The sequence below is a fragment of the Nodosilinea sp. FACHB-131 genome, from assembly GCF_014695395.1.
In the GTDB taxonomy this organism is placed as follows: Bacteria; Cyanobacteriota; Cyanobacteriia; order Phormidesmidales; family Phormidesmidaceae; genus Nodosilinea.
On sequence record NZ_JACJOF010000007.1, the window covers coordinates 25,346 to 41,242 of the forward strand.

Genomic DNA, 15,897 nt, shown 5'->3' on the forward strand with positions numbered 1-15,897 from the left:
ATAGAACCGGCTGGAACGCTGCACCGTTTATAGGTTAAGGATGCCCTGAGGATACCCTTTACCCCCAACTCTGAACGGCAGGCCTGCCTAAATCAGGAACATTTCTACACTTGAGATAGGGGTTTGGGCACCTCAACCCAGGCATTTTGGCGGTGGGACTGATGGGCTAAATCCATCAGGTGCTGCGATCGCACCCCATCCCAAATCGAGGGCTCGGTGACCTGACCGCGATCGATGTCGCTGACCCAGTGATTGACGACTCGCACAAAGGGGGCAATGCGGCCATCGCTATAGGTGGTGGGAAACTGGAGGCGATCGGGAATGGGCAGTTCTGCGAGGGCTGTGCCTCCCTTGCTGCCCCAGAGCTTAAAGCCGTGGACGTAGTCGGTGAGGTTGTCGCTGCCCAGCACCAGGGTGCCAGCGTCGCCGTAGACCTCGACCCAGTGGCCCCGCCCAGCGTAGGTGACGGAGCTGATTGCCACCTGGCAGGGGGCACCGTTGGCCAAATCGAGGATCAAGCTACAGGTGTCGTCGGCATCTACCGGCTGAAGCTTGCCGGTCGGGTCGGGTCGCTGGGGAATGGCGGTGCTGAGGCGGGCGCTGAGCCGCTGGATGGGGCCAAACAGCCAGGTGATGTAGTCGAAACTGTGGGAGGCAAAGGCCCCCTGGGCACCGCCCCCCTGGTCTTGGCGGGAATACCAGTTCCAGGGGCGGCTAGGGTCGGCGCGGCCCGGCACAGTCCAGGTGATGTTGACGAAGCGCAGGTTGCCGACGTAGCCCTCGGCCAGCAACTCGGCCAGCCGCTGCCAGGCGGGCACAAAGCGAAATTCAAAGTCCATGGTGGCGACTAGATTGCGATCGCGCGCTAGCTCGGCGATCGCCTCGGCCTCCGCCCCCGACAGCGCCGTGGGCTTCTCCAGCAGCAGGTGCTTGCCTGCCTCAAGCACGGTTTTGGCCTGGGAGTAGTGCAGAAAGGGCGGGGTGGCGACGGTCACCGCCTGCACCTGGGGCAGGGCTACGATCGCCTCCACGCTGTCGCAGGCGTGGGGGATGCTGTGCTCGGCCGCGATCGCCTGCGCTTTCGCCAGATCGCGGTGATACACCGCGACTACCTCAGTGCGATGGTGGGCCTGCAGCCCTGGTATATGAACCTTTTGGCCAAAGCCAGTGCCCACCACTGCCACCTGAATCGGAGTTTCTGCCATAGCGACCTCATCTTTGCCCTTATCAATGCAGGGGGCCGGCTAGATAGCCAATGCCCTATCCCAGGGTAAGGGGCGAGCTGCGATCGCTACAATTAAACTGAGCAGTTTAGTTCTGGCCAAAATCTAAAAGTTTTTATGCAGTTTCCCTTGATTGGTAAGGTGCGTCGTCCGCTGGTGTGGCTGTTGGCCGGGCTGGCAGCGGCGGCCGTAGTGGCGGGCTCGGTCGGGTTTGGGGTTTGGCGCAGCCGCCAAAGCGCTTACGATGTCGAGGCCTTTACGACGGCGGCAGCGATCGAGCCCCTGACGGTGCGGGTGGCGGCTAGCGGCACGGTGAGACCCGTGCAGACGGTGAACCTTAGCCCTGAGAATGCTGGGGTTTTGGAAGAACTCTTCGTAGAGCAGGGCGATCGCGTTCAGCCTGGCCAGGTGATCGCCCGCATGAAAAGCCGCGACACCGCTGCCCAGGTGAGTCAAAACCAGGCCGCCGTGGCTGAGGCCGAAGCCGCCCTAGCCGAGCTGCGCCAGGGCAGCCGCCCCGACGAAATTACCCAGGCCGAAGCGACCGTTGAGGCCAACCGCGCCCAGGTGCGCGATGCCCAGGCTCGGCTGGATCTTGCCACCAGCGACCTGGCTCGCCGCCAGCAGCTGTTTGACCGAGGAGCGGTGGCGGCGACGGATCTCGACACTGCCGCCCGTGAGCAGCGCAGCGCCCAAGCGGCCCTGGAGCAGGCCCAGGCCCGCGTCACCGAGTCGCAGCGGCGAGTGGATGACCTGCGCAGTGGGCCGCGCCAGGAGGCGATCGCCCAGGCCGAAGCCCGCCTGGCCCAGGCCCGTGCCCAGCTCGACGGGGCCCAGATTCGCCAGGATGAAACCTTAATTCGCGCCCCCTTTGGCGGCATTATTACCCAGAAATTTGCTACCGAAGGTGCCTTTGTCACCCCCACCACCTCGGCCTCCGAGCTGTCGTCGGCCACCTCTACGGCGATCGTGGCCCTAGCCGAAGATCTAGAGGTGCTGGCCGAGGTGCCCGAGGCCGATATTGCCCTAATCGAGCCGGGGCAGACGGTAGAAGTGGTGGCCGATGCCTTTCCAGATCAGACTTTTGCTGGCCGGGTTAAGCTGGTGGCCCCCGAGGCGATCGAGCGGCAAAGCGTCACCCTGTTTCAGGTGCAGATTGAGCTCATCGACGGCAAAGATATTCTGCGATCGAACATGAATGTCAACGTGAATTTTGTCGGCGATCAGCTGGCCGATGCCCTGGTGGTACCCACGGTGGCGGTGGTAACCCAGGCGGGGGAAAGCGGGGTGCTGGTGCCCGGTGATGACCGCGATATTGTGTTTCAGCCCGTGACCCTGGGCCCTCAGGTGGGCGACCAAATTCAAATTGTTGATGGTATTGAGGAGGGCGATCGCGTCTTTGTCGATCTACCCCCCGGCAAATCCCTCGAAAATATCACCGTCCGCCAACAGCAGTAGCAAGCTGCCAAGTGCCCCAGACCCGTAAATAGGATGCCTCTGATGACCGCTCAAGTCTCCTTGTCAGTACCCCCTTCGTCGCCTCTAAAAAAGCCGTAGAAGCCCGGTTTCAATTCTTGGCTGCCCTGACGAATTCCTAAGCATATCTTCCCTATGAACCTGCAAGAAAGCCTGTCGATGGCGACCAAAACCCTAGCGGCCAACCGCCTCCGCAGCACCCTCACCATGCTCGGCATTATCATCGGCAATGCGTCAGTGATCACGATGGTGGGTTTGGGCGAGGGGGCACAGCGGTATGTCAATGCCCAGCTCGAAACCCTGGGGCCAAACGTGCTGTTTGTTGTGCCGGGCAGTCGCGAAACTCGCGAACTGGGTTCTCTAGAGGTGCCGCGTACGCTGGTGCTAGATGACGCGACGGCGATCGCTGAGCAAGTGCCTTCGGTCAGTGGCGTGGCGGCTGAATCAAGCGGCCGCCAGCTCGTCACCTTTCGCAACCGCAACGCCAACATCAATGTGGTGGGCACTACGCCAGACTTTCTCGCCGTGCGCAGTTTTGAGGTGGCCAACGGGCGCTTCATCAGCGATTTGGATGTCTCTCGCAGCGCTCAGGTGGCGGTGGTGGGCGAAACCCTGCGGGAGCGGCTATTTGATGACGAATCGGGACTGGGTCAGCAGATTCGGGTGGGGGGCATCAACTTTGACGTTGTCGGCGTGCTGGAGAAGAAAGGCTCTAATTTGGGTCTCGACTATGACGATGCGGTGATGGTGCCGCTGACGACCAAAGCTAGCCGCCTAGGCGGCAGCGAGCGATCGCCCTACGGCATTGAGGTTTCGTTCATTACGGTGTCGGCCCGCGATCGCACCAGCATGGACACCGCCGAGTTTCAGATCACCAACCTGCTGCGCCTGCGCCACAACATTCGCGACGAAGACGACTTCTACATCAGCAGTCAGGACTCGCTGCTCACCATCGCCAACACGATTACCGGGGCGCTGACCCTGATGCTGGCAGCGATCGCCGGTATTTCTCTCTTTGTCGGCGGCATCGGCATTATGAACATCATGCTGGTGTCGGTGCGAGAGCGCACTCAAGAGATTGGGTTGAGGAAGGCGATCGGAGCCTCCCAAGGCGATATTTTGGGCCAATTTCTCATTGAGGCGATTATTCTATCGATCGCAGGGGGCGTAATTGGCACCGCCGTGGGGGTAAGCGGCATTCTGCTCATTGGGGTGTTGACTCCCTTTGAAGCTGGGATTTCGGCGGGGGCGATTCTGCTGACGGTGAGTATTTCTGGCGGCATTGGCCTATTCTTCGGCGTTTTCCCGGCCCGTCAGGCGGCCAAGCTGGATCCCATTGTGGCCTTGAGAACGGCATAGACCAGGAGTTCATCAACTTGTTTTGACAGAATGGCTCAGGCACAAGCAGAGTGTCAGGGGTTAGGGTCTGCCTAGAGCCATGTGCTTGTCACCTACAACCCTACCCTATCGCCGCTGGCTGGTAGGTTAGTCGTTTCTGGTCAGAAACTGGCTCTAAATTTTGCCGCTCCGAGCGGAATTATTTGAGCTGTGGGTGAAGTTAATTTCCCTGAAATTTTCTCTCCCCTTCATCGACAGCCCCTTCCATGGATAGCCCCCGTTCAACCCCCGTCCGCCCGATGACTTTGGCGGCGCTAGTGACCTTAGCTGCTGGCGCTAGTCTGGCCCAGAGCCGTGTTCCTGTCGGTGCACCAGTTCAAGTGCCCGCAGAAATCGATTCACCCCCTGGGCAAATTCGCTGCTGGGTGGTCATCACCCCCAGAGAGGGCGCCGCTGTCTCCACAGGCCTTGAGTTTAGGTATCCTCAAGGGCATAGGGCAGAGTACCTCGGATGTTTAGCTCAAATCGCCTGATTTTGCTGCCAGGACCGGGAAGCAAAGGGCCTGGTTCGTCCTGGCGAAGATAGCTCTGGACGATGCCGGCAGTCTTGGGTATGGTGCCAGGGATAATTTCTCTAGCGGCAGCCCCCCGCGAGCCGGTGGACGATCGCATGGTTAGCTTCTGCGGCAGTCCAGCGGTGCCCGTTGTCTGCGAATCTCTCTAATGCCCTACTGGATTAACGGCTATGGCGTTTGAACTCGATCACCTGTTTATTTGCGCCGCTCCCAACGCCCCTGCCGCCGAACAGCTGCTCCAGTTTGGGCTAGTGGAGGGCAGGGCCAACGTGCATGCCGGCCAGGGCACGGCTAACCGCTGCTTTTTCTTCCATAACCTGATGCTGGAGCTGCTGTGGGTGCACAATGCCGCCGAGGCCCAGTCTGACCGCACTCGCCCCACCTATCTGTGGGAGCGCTGGTCTGGTCTAGCCCAGGGCACCTGCCCCTTTGGAATATGCCTACGCCCGATCGCAGGCCAAGCCTCCGAAACCCTGCCCTTCCCCACTTGGAACTACCAGCCCGCTTACTTGCCGGCGGGCGTAGCCATACCTGTAGCGACCAATGTATCGGTGCTGAGCGAGCCAATGCTCTTTTGTCTGCCCTTTGCCAAGCGACAGGATAGCTACACTGAAGCCAAGGCACAACCCCTTGATCACGCCTTTGGGTTACGCGAGGTGACGCGGGTTAGTTTTACCTTAACCCAACCGCCGCAGCGATCGAAGGAATTAGAGGCGCTCTCTGCCACCGACTTAATCACAATCCAGACCGGCCCGGCCTATCTCATGGAGCTCGGCTTTGATGGAGAGACCCAGGCCCAGCACCACGACTTTCGCCCCGCCCTACCGCTGATCGTCCACTGGTAACTCAAGCATGAATCTTCGTACCGCAATTGAAGCCGATTTACCGGCCCTGGCAACGCTGTTTCGAGAAACGGTGCTAATCAACGGTCCGCAGCACTACACCCCGGCTCAAGTCGAGGCCTGGGCGGCCGTCGATGCCGCTAGCCCTCGGTTCCACCAGTTCATCTTGGGGGTGACCACCTACGTAGCCGAAGATGATGACACCGCCATCCTCGGCTTTGCGGGTATTGACGACAACGGTTATGTGGCGTCCACCTACGTACGCCACGACTGTCTGCACCAGGGCGTCGGCTCATTGCTGATGCAGGCGGTGCTCGCCCACGCCCAGGAAAAGCAAATCCAGCGCCTCTACTCTGAAGCCAGCGAGTTTAGCCTGGGGCTATTCCAAAAATTTGGCTTCAGCCAGTACGACACCGAAGTGGTCGATCGCAACGGCGTGCAGTTTACGCGGTACTTAGTAGAACGGGTGTTGACTGAAACTGGGGTCTAGGGTGGGTATAGGGTATAGGGTACAGGGTTTAAGGGGTAGCCCTGTACCCTATACCCTATACCTTGAACCCTGTTTACTTCCTTGCAACCCCATCCACCCGTGCTGCATGCTTGACCGCTGAGGCGACCGCTGCTGCCACGCGCTCATCGAACACTGAGGGGATAATGTGCTCGCGATCGAGCTGCTGGGGGCTCACCAGGGCCGCGATCGCATAGGCCGCCTCTAAATACATCGACGACGTAATCTCCTGAGCGCGACAGTCGAGCGCTCCCCGCAGCACTCCCGGAAAGGCCAGCACGTTGTTGATCTGGTTGGGGTAGTCGCTGCGGCCCGTGGCCATCACTGCCACTTTGTGGGTCACCAGCTCGGGCTGAATTTCAGGGATAGGGTTCGCCATGGCAAACACGATCGGGTCGGCCGCCATGGAGGCCACCATATCCACCGACACGACCCCCGGCGCGCTGACGCCCAGGAAGATGTCGGCCCCCACCATGGCGTCGGCCAGGGTGCCCGCTGCTTCCACCGCAAATTCCTGCTTTTGGTCGTTCAGATCGTCGCGGCTCAGCGAGAGAATGCCTTTGGAGTCGCAGAGCACGATGGAGGTGGCTCCGGCCTTTTGCAGCAGCTTGGCGATCGCCACCCCTGCGGCCCCGGCGCCGTTAATCACTACCTTGACCTGGGTGAGGGATTTGTTGACGAGCTTGAGGGCGTTGATCAGTGCCGCCAGGGTGACAATGGCGGTGCCGTGCTGGTCGTCGTGGAAGACGGGAATATCTAGCTCCTGGCGCAGGCGAGCCTCGATCTCAAAGCAGCGGGGGGCGCTGATGTCTTCGAGGTTGATGCCGCCAAAGACGGGGGCCAGCTGCTTCACGGCGGTCACGATCGCGTCAGTATCCTGGGTGTCCAGGCAGATCGGGAAAGCATCCAGCCCGGCAAATTTCTTAAACAGCAGGGCCTTACCCTCCATCACCGGCAGAGCGGCAGCGGGGCCAAGATTCCCCAGGCCCAACACGGCGCTGCCGTCGGTGACGATCGCCACCGTGTTGCCCTTAATGGTGAGGTCAAAGACGCGATCGGGGTGCTCGGCAATTTCGACGCACACTCGCCCCACGCCGGGGGTGTAGGCCATAGCCAGGTCATCCTGACTGTGCAGCTCCAGCTTGCTCTCCACGCTGATCTTGCCGCCCTCGTGGATCTTAAAGGTGCGATCGCAGATCTCTAAGATCTCGATGTCTTCAACGGTTTTGACCGCTGCAATGATGTCTTCGACATGGGCTTCGCTGGAAGCATCCACATGCAGCACGCGCACCAGATCGCGGCGGCTGCGGCTGATCAGCTCAAAATCGCCTAAATTTCCCCCAGCTTCGGCAATCGCTTGGGTAATGCGCGCCAGCATGCCGGTTTTATTGGGAATTTTGAGCCGTAAACTGAGACTATAACTTGGGTTGGGGGTAAGAGTTGCCATGCCAAAACCTTTGGGCGATCGCCAGCGAAACAAGAAAGCTGTTCTGAGGGAATATTAAGACCAGCTCCCTAGTTTAGGCGACTAAGTCGCTCCCGTCTGTGTCCCCCCAGTGTGTGTGAAGATAGCAGTAGCGTCTGTTACCTCTGCACGATTTCTGGCGCCCGATTCCTTGGCTACCCTCTTCACCGCCATGCCCAGTCTCTACAGCGAAGTTACCATCAACGCTCCCCGGTTCGCCGTTTGGGATGCCCTAGTCCGCAAAGAAGAGTGGCACCGTTGGAATACCTTTCTCTACGACTGCGACCCCAACCTGCCCATCCGCCCCGGCGGCGAAATTTTCCTGGCTCTGCGCCGCCTTGAGGGCGAAGACGAAACCGAGTTTCAGCCCCGCATCGTGGTTGTGCAGCCCAACCACTGCCTACGGTGGATCTCCAAAGGCCCCGGCTTCAAAAGCGAGCACGTGTTTGAACTGGAGGATGTTGGCCCCAACCGCACCAAATACATCCACCAGGAGCGCATTTCTGGCCTGCTCTCCCAGGTGTTTCTGCCCTTCATTCGCCGCGACGAAAAGGAAGGCATTCGCCGCATGGCCCGGCAGATTAAGCGCTATGTGGAGCACCACTACCGCCGGCAGTGGTGATGGGCGTTAGGGGTGGATGGGTATTTGGGTAGATGGGTTTTGTCTGCCTCAGCGATCCGCTCTCCCGCTTGGACTTGACCTCAATTGCAAACGATCCCTAGGACGAGGTCAAGAATTTAGAATTTAGCTTGAAGGCAGCTCGATCAGAACGGACGGGGCGATCGCTGCGTAGAGGATGGGGCTCGCCCACCAAAATGACCGAGCCGGTCAGCTGATCGACCAGGGACGTAGTTTGTGAGCCCACGGTCAACCCATTGCCGACGCGACGACGCTGTAGGCGCAGCATCACTACGTCATACTGCGATGCGGTTTTGACAATGGTAGCGACCACGTTGTCTCCCGCTACTAGGCGAATATCGATATCGATATCCGAGGCGGGAAAACGGTCCACCAACAGCTCTAGCTGCTTGGCTAACCGGCTGCGCTGAAGTTCTGAGGCCCGCGAACTGTGCACGTGCAGCAGCGTAATTTTAGCCTCGTAAGTGCTGGCCAACACCTGGGCAAAGCGCAGGGTGCGGAGGTTAGCAGGGGAGGGGTTCTCAATGGGCAACAGAATGGTTTTGCAGGTCGTGGGCGAATCTAGCAAGCGGGCCACCACTACTGGGCAGTGGGCTGACCACAAAATACTGTCCTGAATATTGCTGAAGAGCCGGGCACCTAGCCGCGAGCGCTGTCCCATGCCCAGCAGAATCAGGTTGGCATTTTCCTCCCGGCTGAGGTGAGAAATGCCCTGGGCCACGTTGTAGTCGATTCTCAACCTGGGGTCGATTTCGGCTTCTAGGGCGGCGCTGATCGCCTGGGTGGCCTCCAGCCTCTGGCGGCTGTGGGCAATAGCTCTAGCCAGCTGCGGCGAATCCATCTGGGGTTGAGCCAGGGCCACCGCCAGGGGAATCACCCGCCCGTGTTCATGGCGGGCGACTGCCGCTGCCAGCTCAATCAGCCATTGCTCGGTATTGGGGTTGTAGATCGGCACCACCACCGTAAACGACTCTGGAATGTCACTGGAGGCGGGTAGCCAATCGAGCACTTCGGTTTCCGCCAATGGATCTACGGTGATTAGCTGTTTGCCGAATCTAGTGGTAACCAGCGGACCTAGAATGGCCGTCACCAGCATCAGCAAAATGACGCTGTTGAACACCTGGGAGTTAATAATTTCCGCTTCATAGCCCACCAGCGCTGCCGCTAGGGTAGCCGCCACCTGCGGAATCGACAGCGACCACATAGTCCAGGTTTCGGGCCAGGTGTAGCCATAGAGCATGCGGGCACCTAGGGAGGCCAGCCCTTTAGTGAGCAACAGCATACCGACGATGATCAAGGGCAGTTCAATCGATCTGAGGATGTCGCCAAAAGCCTCTAGATCGAGCAGTAGCCCCATGGCCACAAAAAACATCGGAATAAATAAAACGCTACCCAAAAATTCTGTTTTTTCCTTGACTGGGCCATCACCAATTACGCTGTTGATAGCCAGCCCCGCCAAGAAGGCCCCAATAATGCTTTCTACTCCAATTAGCTGTGCTCCCAATGCACAGAGAAACACAGAGAGCATCACAAAAAGAAATTGATTACCCTCGTCTTTTCCAGTTCGCTGGAAGAACAGCTTACTGAGCTGTTTGAGACCCACTAAAACTGCGATCGTGTATAGAGCCAATGACCCTAACAACGTGGCCAATTTAAGCGTTGAAAAGTCTCCCTGATTGATGCCTAGACAGATAGCCAGCACCAGCAGCGAGCCAATGTCTGTGAAAATTGTTGCCCCAACAGTGACGGTTACGGCTTCATTATTTACAATGCCAAACCGTTGCACAATCGGATAGGCCAGTAGCGTGTGAGAGGCCAGCAAAGAGCCAATTAAAACCGCTGCCAGCCAGCCAAAGTTAAAGAATAAACCAACCGCAATACCGCCTAGCATGGGGACAGCAAAGGTCAGCATGCCAAAGCCGAGGGAGCGGTTGCGTGTTTTCTCAAATAGGGCCATGTCAATCTCAAGACCGGCCACAAACATCAGATAAATTTTGCCGATTTCTGAGAATAGTTTCATGATGTCGGTGTCAGCGCTGAGCCACCCCAGACCGCTACTACCAAATAACACCCCAGCCAGCAATAGGCCGATTAATCCGGGTAGCCTGAACCGTTCAAAAATGGGCGGTGTGATCAACACAATCGCCAGCAACAGCACAAACGTTGTAATTGGTTCTTTTAACGTTTCTGAGACAGGTTCTACCAAAAAGAAAAACATCATGCGGCCCTTAGCATAAAGAGAGCCAGGACGCTTGAGGCCTGGCTGTGGAAGTTAATTAAATACTGACTTTGTATTGAGTCTGCTGTCCTAAGGGTCGTGCTCCTAGGCTAAGTCTGTCTCTCTGTCCAAAGTAAGAGTTTCGCGCTGCTCCTGGTTTTTAGCATAAAAGCCGCCCCAGATTCTAGGGCGGCTTTTGTTTAGAGCTATGTTGCCAGACAGATTGCTACACAGTTACAGCCCGGTGGCGTGTCCCTAACAGCGTCTGGTGCTGGTGGCTAACTTAGCGACTTAGTAGTCGAAGTCGCCGCCCATGCCGGCGCCTGCAGGGGCACCTTCTTTGGGCTCGGGCATGTCGACCACGATGCACTCGGTGGTCAGCACCATACCGGCGATGGAGGCCGCGTTCTGCAGGGCAGAGCGAGTCACCTTGGCGGGGTCAACGATACCGGCGTCAAACATGTCGACGAACTCACCGTTAGCGGCGTTGTAGCCGACGTTGAAGTCCTTCTCTTTGACGCGCTCGGCGATCACGGCACCGTTTTGGCCAGCGTTCTGGGCAATGCGCATCAGAGGAGCAGCCAGGGCACGGGCTACGATCGCAGCCCCAGTGTGCTCTTCAGCGGTGAGGTTGGCTTCTAACCAGGTGGTGAGATCGGGCACCAGGTGGGCCAGAGTAGTACCACCGCCGGGGACGATGCCTTCTTCAACGGCTGCCTTGGTGGCGTTGATGGCGTCTTCGAGGCGCAGCTTGCGGTCTTTCATCTCGGTTTCGGTGGCGGCACCGACCTTGATTACGGCTACACCGCCAGAGAGCTTGGCCAGACGCTCTTGCAGCTTCTCTTTGTCGTAGGTCGACTCGGTTTCGTCTATCTGGCGACGGATCTGCTCGCAGCGGGCCTTGACATCCTGCTCGTTGCCTTCGGCGACGATGGTGGTGGTGTCTTTGGTGATGGTGAGGCGACGGGCCTGACCCAGCATGTCGAGCTTGGTGTTGTCGAGCTTGAGGCCGGTGTCTTCAGAGATCACCTGACCGCCAGTCAGCACGGCGATGTCTTCGAGCATGGCCTTGCGGCGATCGCCAAACCCAGGAGCCTTAACGGCAGCCACGTTCAGCACACCGCGCAGACGGTTGACTACCAGGGTAGCCAGAGCCTCTTTCTCGATGTCTTCAGCAATGATGATTAGGGGACGACCGGAGCGAGCGACTTGCTCCAGCACGGGCACTAGATCCTGCACCAGGGCAATTTTCTTGTCGGTGATCAGGATGTAGGGCTCATCGAGCACCGCTTCCATGCGCTCGGTGTCGGTGACGAAGTAGGGGGAGACATAGCCCTTGTCAAAGCGCATCCCTTCGGTGACCTCCAGTTCGGTGGTCATCGACTTGCCTTCTTCTAGGGAGATGACGCCTTCGCGGCCCACTTTCTCCATGGCTTCAGCGATCATGGCGCCCACTTCTTCGTCGTTACCGGCGGAGATGGAACCCACCTGAGCAATGGACTTAGAGTCGCCAACGGGGCGGGCGTGCTCAGCAATTTTTTCGACCAGAAACGCAGTGGCTTTGTCGATGCCGCGCTTCAGCGAAATGGCGTTGGCGCCAGCGGCGACGTTGCGCATCCCTTCCTTGACCATGGCGTGGGCCAGGACGGTGGCGGTGGTGGTACCGTCGCCAGCGGCGTCGTTGGTTTTAGAAGCAGCCTGACGAATCAGGGCTACGCCGGTGTTCTCGATGTTGTCTTCGAGTTCAATTTCTTTGGCGATGGTGACGCCGTCATTGACGATCTGGGGCGCGCCAAACTTTTTCTCGAGCACCACGTTGCGGCCTTTGGGGCCGAGGGTGACGGCCACGGCCTCAGTCAGAATGTCCATACCGCGTTCGAGGGCGCGACGGGCGTTTTCGTTGTAGACAATGCGCTTAGCCATAGATTTGATGTTCTCCGGGAAGAAAATACGAAGTGAATGCGAAAACGTGAAGGGAAGAGAATTTTAGGGGTCGGAACTCACCAGCTCAGTCAGTCGGGTAAAGCGCTAGCGGAACCCACGAAACTTTGCAAAGGCAACTGCAAGTAACGCCTTGCAATTGGCGTAGGTGATGGTGGGCATTGCCCACCCTACAAAGCCAAAATTCAAACTCTAAAATTCAGAGTTATTTAGCCGAGAACGGCGAGGATGTCTTTCTCAGACAGCAGCACAAACTCGTCGCCGCCCAGCTTGATGTCGGTACCGGCATACTTGGAATAGAGCACCTTGTCGCCAACTTTTACTTCCAGCGATTGGCGGGTGCCTTTGTCGTCGGTTTTACCAGGGCCTACGGCGGTGATCTCGCCCACCTGAGGCTTTTCCTTGGCGGTGTCAGGTAGCAGAATGCCGCCAGCAGTGGTCTCTTCGGACGCACTTACTTTAATCAAAACTCGATCGGCTAGGGGCTTAACGCTAGATGCCGCCAAAGTGATAGCTGCCATACAATGCTTCTCCGGATTTGCTATTAAGACAGCGCCTGGGGGAGTTAGCACTCAGCCCCGCTCAGACGCATTACACAGACTTTCGAAGCTTAGCACTCGCAAGCTCCGAGTGCTAATTTACGACGCTAGAGGGGCGATCGCAACAAAGCCCCCTGTACGGGTTCCCGAACTGGTTGGCGCTGTGTAGGATTGATCGATGCCCAAACTCAAGGTTCTGCTGCCCATTCTCACCAGCTTTTTGTTTGCGGGCAGCTTTGTGGCGGGCAAATACACCACGGTCGATCTGGGGCCGCTGACTACCTCGCTGCTGCGCTACGTCATTGCCATGGGAGTTTTGGGTCTATTTATCAGCCGCAGTGCTCAGCCGGTCAAAGCCCTCACCGTCGCCCGCGCCGACTGGGGAGCGATGGCGCTACTGGGTCTATTTGGGGTGGTGGGTTATCACTATTTTTTCTTTAGCAGCCTGCGCTACACGGCCACGGCTAACACCGCCATTATCAACGCCTTTAATCCGGTGGTGACGGGGGTGATGGCGGCGCTGTTTATTGGTGAGCGGCTGAGTCGCCGCCAGTACGGCGGCATTGTGCTGGCGCTGCTGGGAGTGCTGACCCTGCTGACTCGGGGCAACATCACCACCCTGCTCACCCTAAAACTCAACCGGGGCGATGGGCTGATGCTGTGCGCGGTGCTGTGCTGGGTGGTGTATTCCTTAATTATCAAACAGCTAAGCCAGCGGTACTCGGGGTTGACGATTACCTTTTATGCCGCTGTGGCTGGCGTTGGGCAACTCCTAGTACTGGCCTCGTTAGAACGCTGGTGGCTACAGTTGGCGACCCTCTCTTTGGCTTCATCGATCGCCATTCTGTACATGGGGGTGGCAGCGTCGGGTGTGGCCTATCTATTGTTTAACCTCAGCATTCAGCAGGTTGGCCCCACCCGCACTGCCAGCGTCGTCTATAGTTTGGTGCCGATCTTTGTGGCGGGGCTAGCCTGGCTGTTTTTTCGAGAGCCACTGACGGCGACGATGGTGGCTAGCATGGGGCTAATTTTGCTGGGCGTGAATGTGGTGCTCAGTCAACCTAGACTATGAGTCAGTCAGGTGTGCTATTCGCTACTCTGGGCATAGCTTTTTACTCAACCCACTGCACTTTCTGGAGGCGTTATGGCATCGCTTTTACCATCTTTTTTGAATCCGTTTCTTGCTAGTCTCAATCCCCTTGATATTTTTGGCAGCACCGTTTTGGTCAGTGGCTTTGGCGATGACGTGCTCAATGGCGGCACGGAAGACGAAATCTTAGTGGGCCTCTGGGGCAACAAACAGCTGTTTGGGGCCGAAGGAAATGACTGGCTTTTGGGTGGTCTGGGCAATGATGCTCTCGATGGGGGTTTGGGCAATAACCAGCTCTTTACCGGGCTGGGGCAGGATACCGTGGTGCTCAAAAACGATGGCCGGGTCGATACCGTGGTGGATTTTACTCCTGGAAGCGATCGCTTTTTGCTGCCAGGGGGCTTGAGTTTTGGGCAGATTGCGATCGCTCAGCAGGGCGCAAACACCACCCTGCGCTACTTGAACCAGCCGGAGCCCAGCGTCATTCTCCTGAATGTGGAAGCGACCAGTCTTACTGCCGAGAATTTTCAAGCCCAGGCGCTGGTGCCCAGTTTTAGCGGCCTGACGATCTTTGGCGACAGTCTGTCAGACCCTGGCAACCTGTTTGGGCTGACGGGCTTTTTCCCGCCTTTTCCCTATTCTGAAGGCCGGTTTTCTAACGGCGATATTTGGGTTGACTACCTGGCTAGCGATATCGGACTAGAGCCTACCGAGGTGCAAAACTTCGCCGTGGGGGGAGCCACCACAGGCCGAGACAACGGCCTCGACCCCCTAATTAGCTCGCTCACGGGCACGGCATCTAATCTGCCGGGATTGCTCGACGAGGTCGATAGCTATCTGGGTGGCCTCGGGGAAGGCGCGGCCAACCCTGACAGTCTTTATGTCTTGTGGGCCGGGGCCAACGACTTATTTAATCTACCCAGCGACCCCGCTGCAATTCCGGCCTTTCTCGCCACCTCGGTGCAGAATATCGCCACGGCTATCACCAGCCTAGCGGCGCGGGGAGCCGATACATTTTTGGTGCCCAACCTGCCGAACTTGGGCCTGACGCCCCGCACCCTGGGCGATGGCACCAGCGCCCAGGCCACTGCGCTGAGCCAGTCGTTTAACGCTGGTTTAGCCAATACGTTAGCGGCGCTGGAGCAAAGTCTGTCCGCTACGATCGACATCATCCCGGTCGATTTGTTTGGATTGACCACCGAGATTATTGGCGCTCCGGCGGAGTTTGGGTTTACCAACGTCACCGACCCGCTGCTCAACCAGGGACTGCTCGACGACCCCGGCTACTTTTGGTGGGATCAGCAGCACCCCACAACCACCGTGCACGCGCTGCTGGCGGATGTGTTTCAGACTAGCCTCTTGGAGGCAGGATATTTGCAGCCCGGCGATGGTGCGATGCCAGCGCTGGCAGGCGAAGCTTTGGCGATGTCTGGAGCGGTTTCCCAGGGTGGCGCAATAGGAATTTTCAGCCCCGATTCGGATAGTTGGGTCGCGGACTCCCTGAGTTCAGTTCAGACTGTGTCAGCCGTGATTTGAGAGCGGACCTGGTTGAGGCGATTGGCCTCCGGCCACCCTTTGGGATCGCAGTCAAAAGCCCGGCGGATAAAAATTTCCGCCGGGCATCAAAGGGCTAACCCCAGTTGCGCTAACCACCTGGGCTCAGTGAGGGTGTTTAAGGTCTAGTAGCTGTCTTCGCTGCTGACGGTGTGCAGGGCTAGATCGTGGTTGGCTCGGTTGAGGCGATCGGCGATCGCCCGACGCCACTTGAGACTAACGGTGTCGTCTGCGAGTACTTCTTGGGCCTCTTCGCGATAGAGGGCGCTTTGTACTGTACCGACTTTTTCGAGCTGCTTTAGGTGCTCAAGTACTTCTTGGGGATTGTTCATAACGATAGTCCTTATACATAAGAGGAACCAGACCCGCCTTGGGGCACCGGGCCTGGGTACATGACCCCATTCTCCGAGAACCCATCCCTAACGACCACTGTTCAGGCTGAACCTTTACGCCTCGATAAAGTTTGTTGTGCTTCGCAATAGGACGTT

Annotated in this window: 14 protein-coding genes; 8 read left to right on the plus strand and 6 right to left on the minus strand. The window is 58.0% G+C overall.

Going from position 1 to position 15,897, the window contains the following annotated elements; translation table 11 throughout:
• Nucleotides 1-104: 104 nt before the first annotated feature.
• Nucleotides 105-1,205, minus strand: a complete 1,101-nt coding sequence (locus H6F75_RS03180) for a Gfo/Idh/MocA family oxidoreductase (RefSeq protein WP_190749173.1) — start codon at nt 1,203-1,205, stop codon at nt 105-107.
• A 135-nt stretch (nt 1,206-1,340) separates the two neighbouring features.
• Between H6F75_RS03180 and H6F75_RS03185 the strand changes: the two genes are divergently transcribed.
• The 5 genes from H6F75_RS03185 to H6F75_RS03200 all read left to right on the plus strand — a co-directional run bounded on the left by H6F75_RS03185 (nt 1,341) and on the right by H6F75_RS03200 (nt 5,944).
• Nucleotides 1,341-2,681 (plus strand): efflux RND transporter periplasmic adaptor subunit, encoded by a 1,341-nt coding sequence (locus H6F75_RS03185; RefSeq protein ID WP_190749175.1) that lies wholly within the window; start codon nt 1,341-1,343, stop codon nt 2,679-2,681.
• Nucleotides 2,682-2,834: 153 nt separating this feature from the next.
• On the plus strand, nt 2,835-4,058 hold the full coding sequence (locus H6F75_RS03190; protein ID WP_190749177.1) for an ABC transporter permease: 1,224 nt from the start codon (nt 2,835-2,837) through the stop codon (nt 4,056-4,058).
• Between the two features lie 574 nt (nt 4,059-4,632).
• The gene (locus tag H6F75_RS28400) at nt 4,633-4,761 is read left to right on the plus strand and encodes a hypothetical protein (RefSeq protein ID WP_277874224.1); all 129 of its coding nucleotides are present in this window, start codon (nt 4,633-4,635) and stop codon (nt 4,759-4,761) included.
• A 21-nt stretch (nt 4,762-4,782) separates the two neighbouring features.
• Nucleotides 4,783-5,457 carry a VOC family protein gene (locus tag H6F75_RS03195; RefSeq protein WP_190749179.1) on the plus strand — a complete coding sequence of 225 codons (675 nt, stop codon included), beginning with the start codon at nt 4,783-4,785 and terminating at the stop codon, nt 5,455-5,457.
• A 7-nt stretch (nt 5,458-5,464) separates the two neighbouring features.
• Entirely contained in the window at nt 5,465-5,944 is a 480-nt protein-coding gene (locus H6F75_RS03200) for a GNAT family N-acetyltransferase (protein ID WP_190749181.1), read from the plus strand.
• Between the two features lie 73 nt (nt 5,945-6,017).
• Here H6F75_RS03200 and H6F75_RS03205 read toward each other — a convergent pair whose 3' ends face one another.
• The gene (locus H6F75_RS03205) at nt 6,018-7,409 is read right to left on the minus strand and encodes an NAD-dependent malic enzyme (RefSeq protein WP_190749182.1); all 1,392 of its coding nucleotides are present in this window, start codon (nt 7,407-7,409) and stop codon (nt 6,018-6,020) included.
• Between the two features lie 169 nt (nt 7,410-7,578).
• On the opposite strand from H6F75_RS03205, the gene H6F75_RS03210 reads away from it, so the two are divergent.
• The gene (locus tag H6F75_RS03210; RefSeq protein ID WP_242019633.1) at nt 7,579-8,049 is read left to right on the plus strand and encodes an SRPBCC domain-containing protein; all 471 of its coding nucleotides are present in this window, start codon (nt 7,579-7,581) and stop codon (nt 8,047-8,049) included.
• Nucleotides 8,050-8,146: 97 nt separating this feature from the next.
• On the opposite strand, the gene H6F75_RS03215 is transcribed toward H6F75_RS03210, so the two are convergent.
• The 3 genes from H6F75_RS03215 to groES form a co-directional block, all read right to left on the minus strand.
• The gene (locus H6F75_RS03215; RefSeq protein WP_242019635.1) at nt 8,147-10,288 is read right to left on the minus strand and encodes a cation:proton antiporter; all 2,142 of its coding nucleotides are present in this window, start codon (nt 10,286-10,288) and stop codon (nt 8,147-8,149) included.
• A 288-nt stretch (nt 10,289-10,576) separates the two neighbouring features.
• Complete coding sequence (groL, locus tag H6F75_RS03220; protein ID WP_190749186.1) at nt 10,577-12,208, minus strand: chaperonin GroEL; 1,632 nt, start codon at nt 12,206-12,208, stop codon at nt 10,577-10,579.
• A gap of 227 nt (nt 12,209-12,435) precedes the next feature.
• Nucleotides 12,436-12,747, minus strand: a complete 312-nt coding sequence (gene groES, locus H6F75_RS03225) for a co-chaperone GroES (protein ID WP_190515018.1) — start codon at nt 12,745-12,747, stop codon at nt 12,436-12,438.
• Nucleotides 12,748-12,943: 196 nt separating this feature from the next.
• Between groES and H6F75_RS03230 the strand changes: the two genes are divergently transcribed.
• Entirely contained in the window at nt 12,944-13,837 is an 894-nt protein-coding gene (locus H6F75_RS03230; protein WP_190749188.1) for a DMT family transporter, read from the plus strand.
• 72 nt (nt 13,838-13,909) lie between these two features.
• Nucleotides 13,910-15,391 carry an SGNH/GDSL hydrolase family protein gene (locus H6F75_RS03235; RefSeq protein ID WP_190749190.1) on the plus strand — a complete coding sequence of 494 codons (1,482 nt, stop codon included), beginning with the start codon at nt 13,910-13,912 and terminating at the stop codon, nt 15,389-15,391.
• Nucleotides 15,392-15,534: 143 nt separating this feature from the next.
• Here the strand turns inward: H6F75_RS03235 and H6F75_RS03240 are convergent, their stop codons facing one another.
• Nucleotides 15,535-15,741 (minus strand): hypothetical protein, encoded by a 207-nt coding sequence (locus H6F75_RS03240; protein WP_190749192.1) that lies wholly within the window; start codon nt 15,739-15,741, stop codon nt 15,535-15,537.
• Nucleotides 15,742-15,897 lie beyond the last annotated feature (156 nt).

Excerpts from the sequence above, each read along its gene's own strand:
- H6F75_RS03205 (WP_190749182.1), bottom strand. The coding sequence starts at position 7,409 with ATGGCAACTCTTACCCCCAACCCAAGTTATAGTCTCAGTTTACGGCTC.
- H6F75_RS03240 (WP_190749192.1), bottom strand. The coding sequence starts at position 15,741 with ATGAACAATCCCCAAGAAGTACTTGAGCACCTAAAGCAGCTCGAAAAA.
- H6F75_RS03230 (WP_190749188.1), top strand. The coding sequence starts at position 12,944 with ATGCCCAAACTCAAGGTTCTGCTGCCCATTCTCACCAGCTTTTTGTTT.
- H6F75_RS03195 (WP_190749179.1), top strand. The coding sequence starts at position 4,783 with ATGGCGTTTGAACTCGATCACCTGTTTATTTGCGCCGCTCCCAACGCC.
- H6F75_RS03185 (WP_190749175.1), top strand. The coding sequence starts at position 1,341 with ATGCAGTTTCCCTTGATTGGTAAGGTGCGTCGTCCGCTGGTGTGGCTG.
- H6F75_RS03190 (WP_190749177.1), top strand. The coding sequence starts at position 2,835 with ATGAACCTGCAAGAAAGCCTGTCGATGGCGACCAAAACCCTAGCGGCC.
- H6F75_RS28400 (WP_277874224.1), top strand. The coding sequence starts at position 4,633 with ATGCCGGCAGTCTTGGGTATGGTGCCAGGGATAATTTCTCTAGCGGCA.
- groL (WP_190749186.1), bottom strand. The coding sequence starts at position 12,208 with ATGGCTAAGCGCATTGTCTACAACGAAAACGCCCGTCGCGCCCTCGAA.
- groES (WP_190515018.1), bottom strand. The coding sequence starts at position 12,747 with ATGGCAGCTATCACTTTGGCGGCATCTAGCGTTAAGCCCCTAGCCGAT.
- H6F75_RS03200 (WP_190749181.1), top strand. The coding sequence starts at position 5,465 with ATGAATCTTCGTACCGCAATTGAAGCCGATTTACCGGCCCTGGCAACG.
- H6F75_RS03180 (WP_190749173.1), bottom strand. The coding sequence starts at position 1,205 with ATGGCAGAAACTCCGATTCAGGTGGCAGTGGTGGGCACTGGCTTTGGC.
- H6F75_RS03235 (WP_190749190.1), top strand. The coding sequence starts at position 13,910 with ATGGCATCGCTTTTACCATCTTTTTTGAATCCGTTTCTTGCTAGTCTC.
- H6F75_RS03215 (WP_242019635.1), bottom strand. The coding sequence starts at position 10,288 with ATGATGTTTTTCTTTTTGGTAGAACCTGTCTCAGAAACGTTAAAAGAA.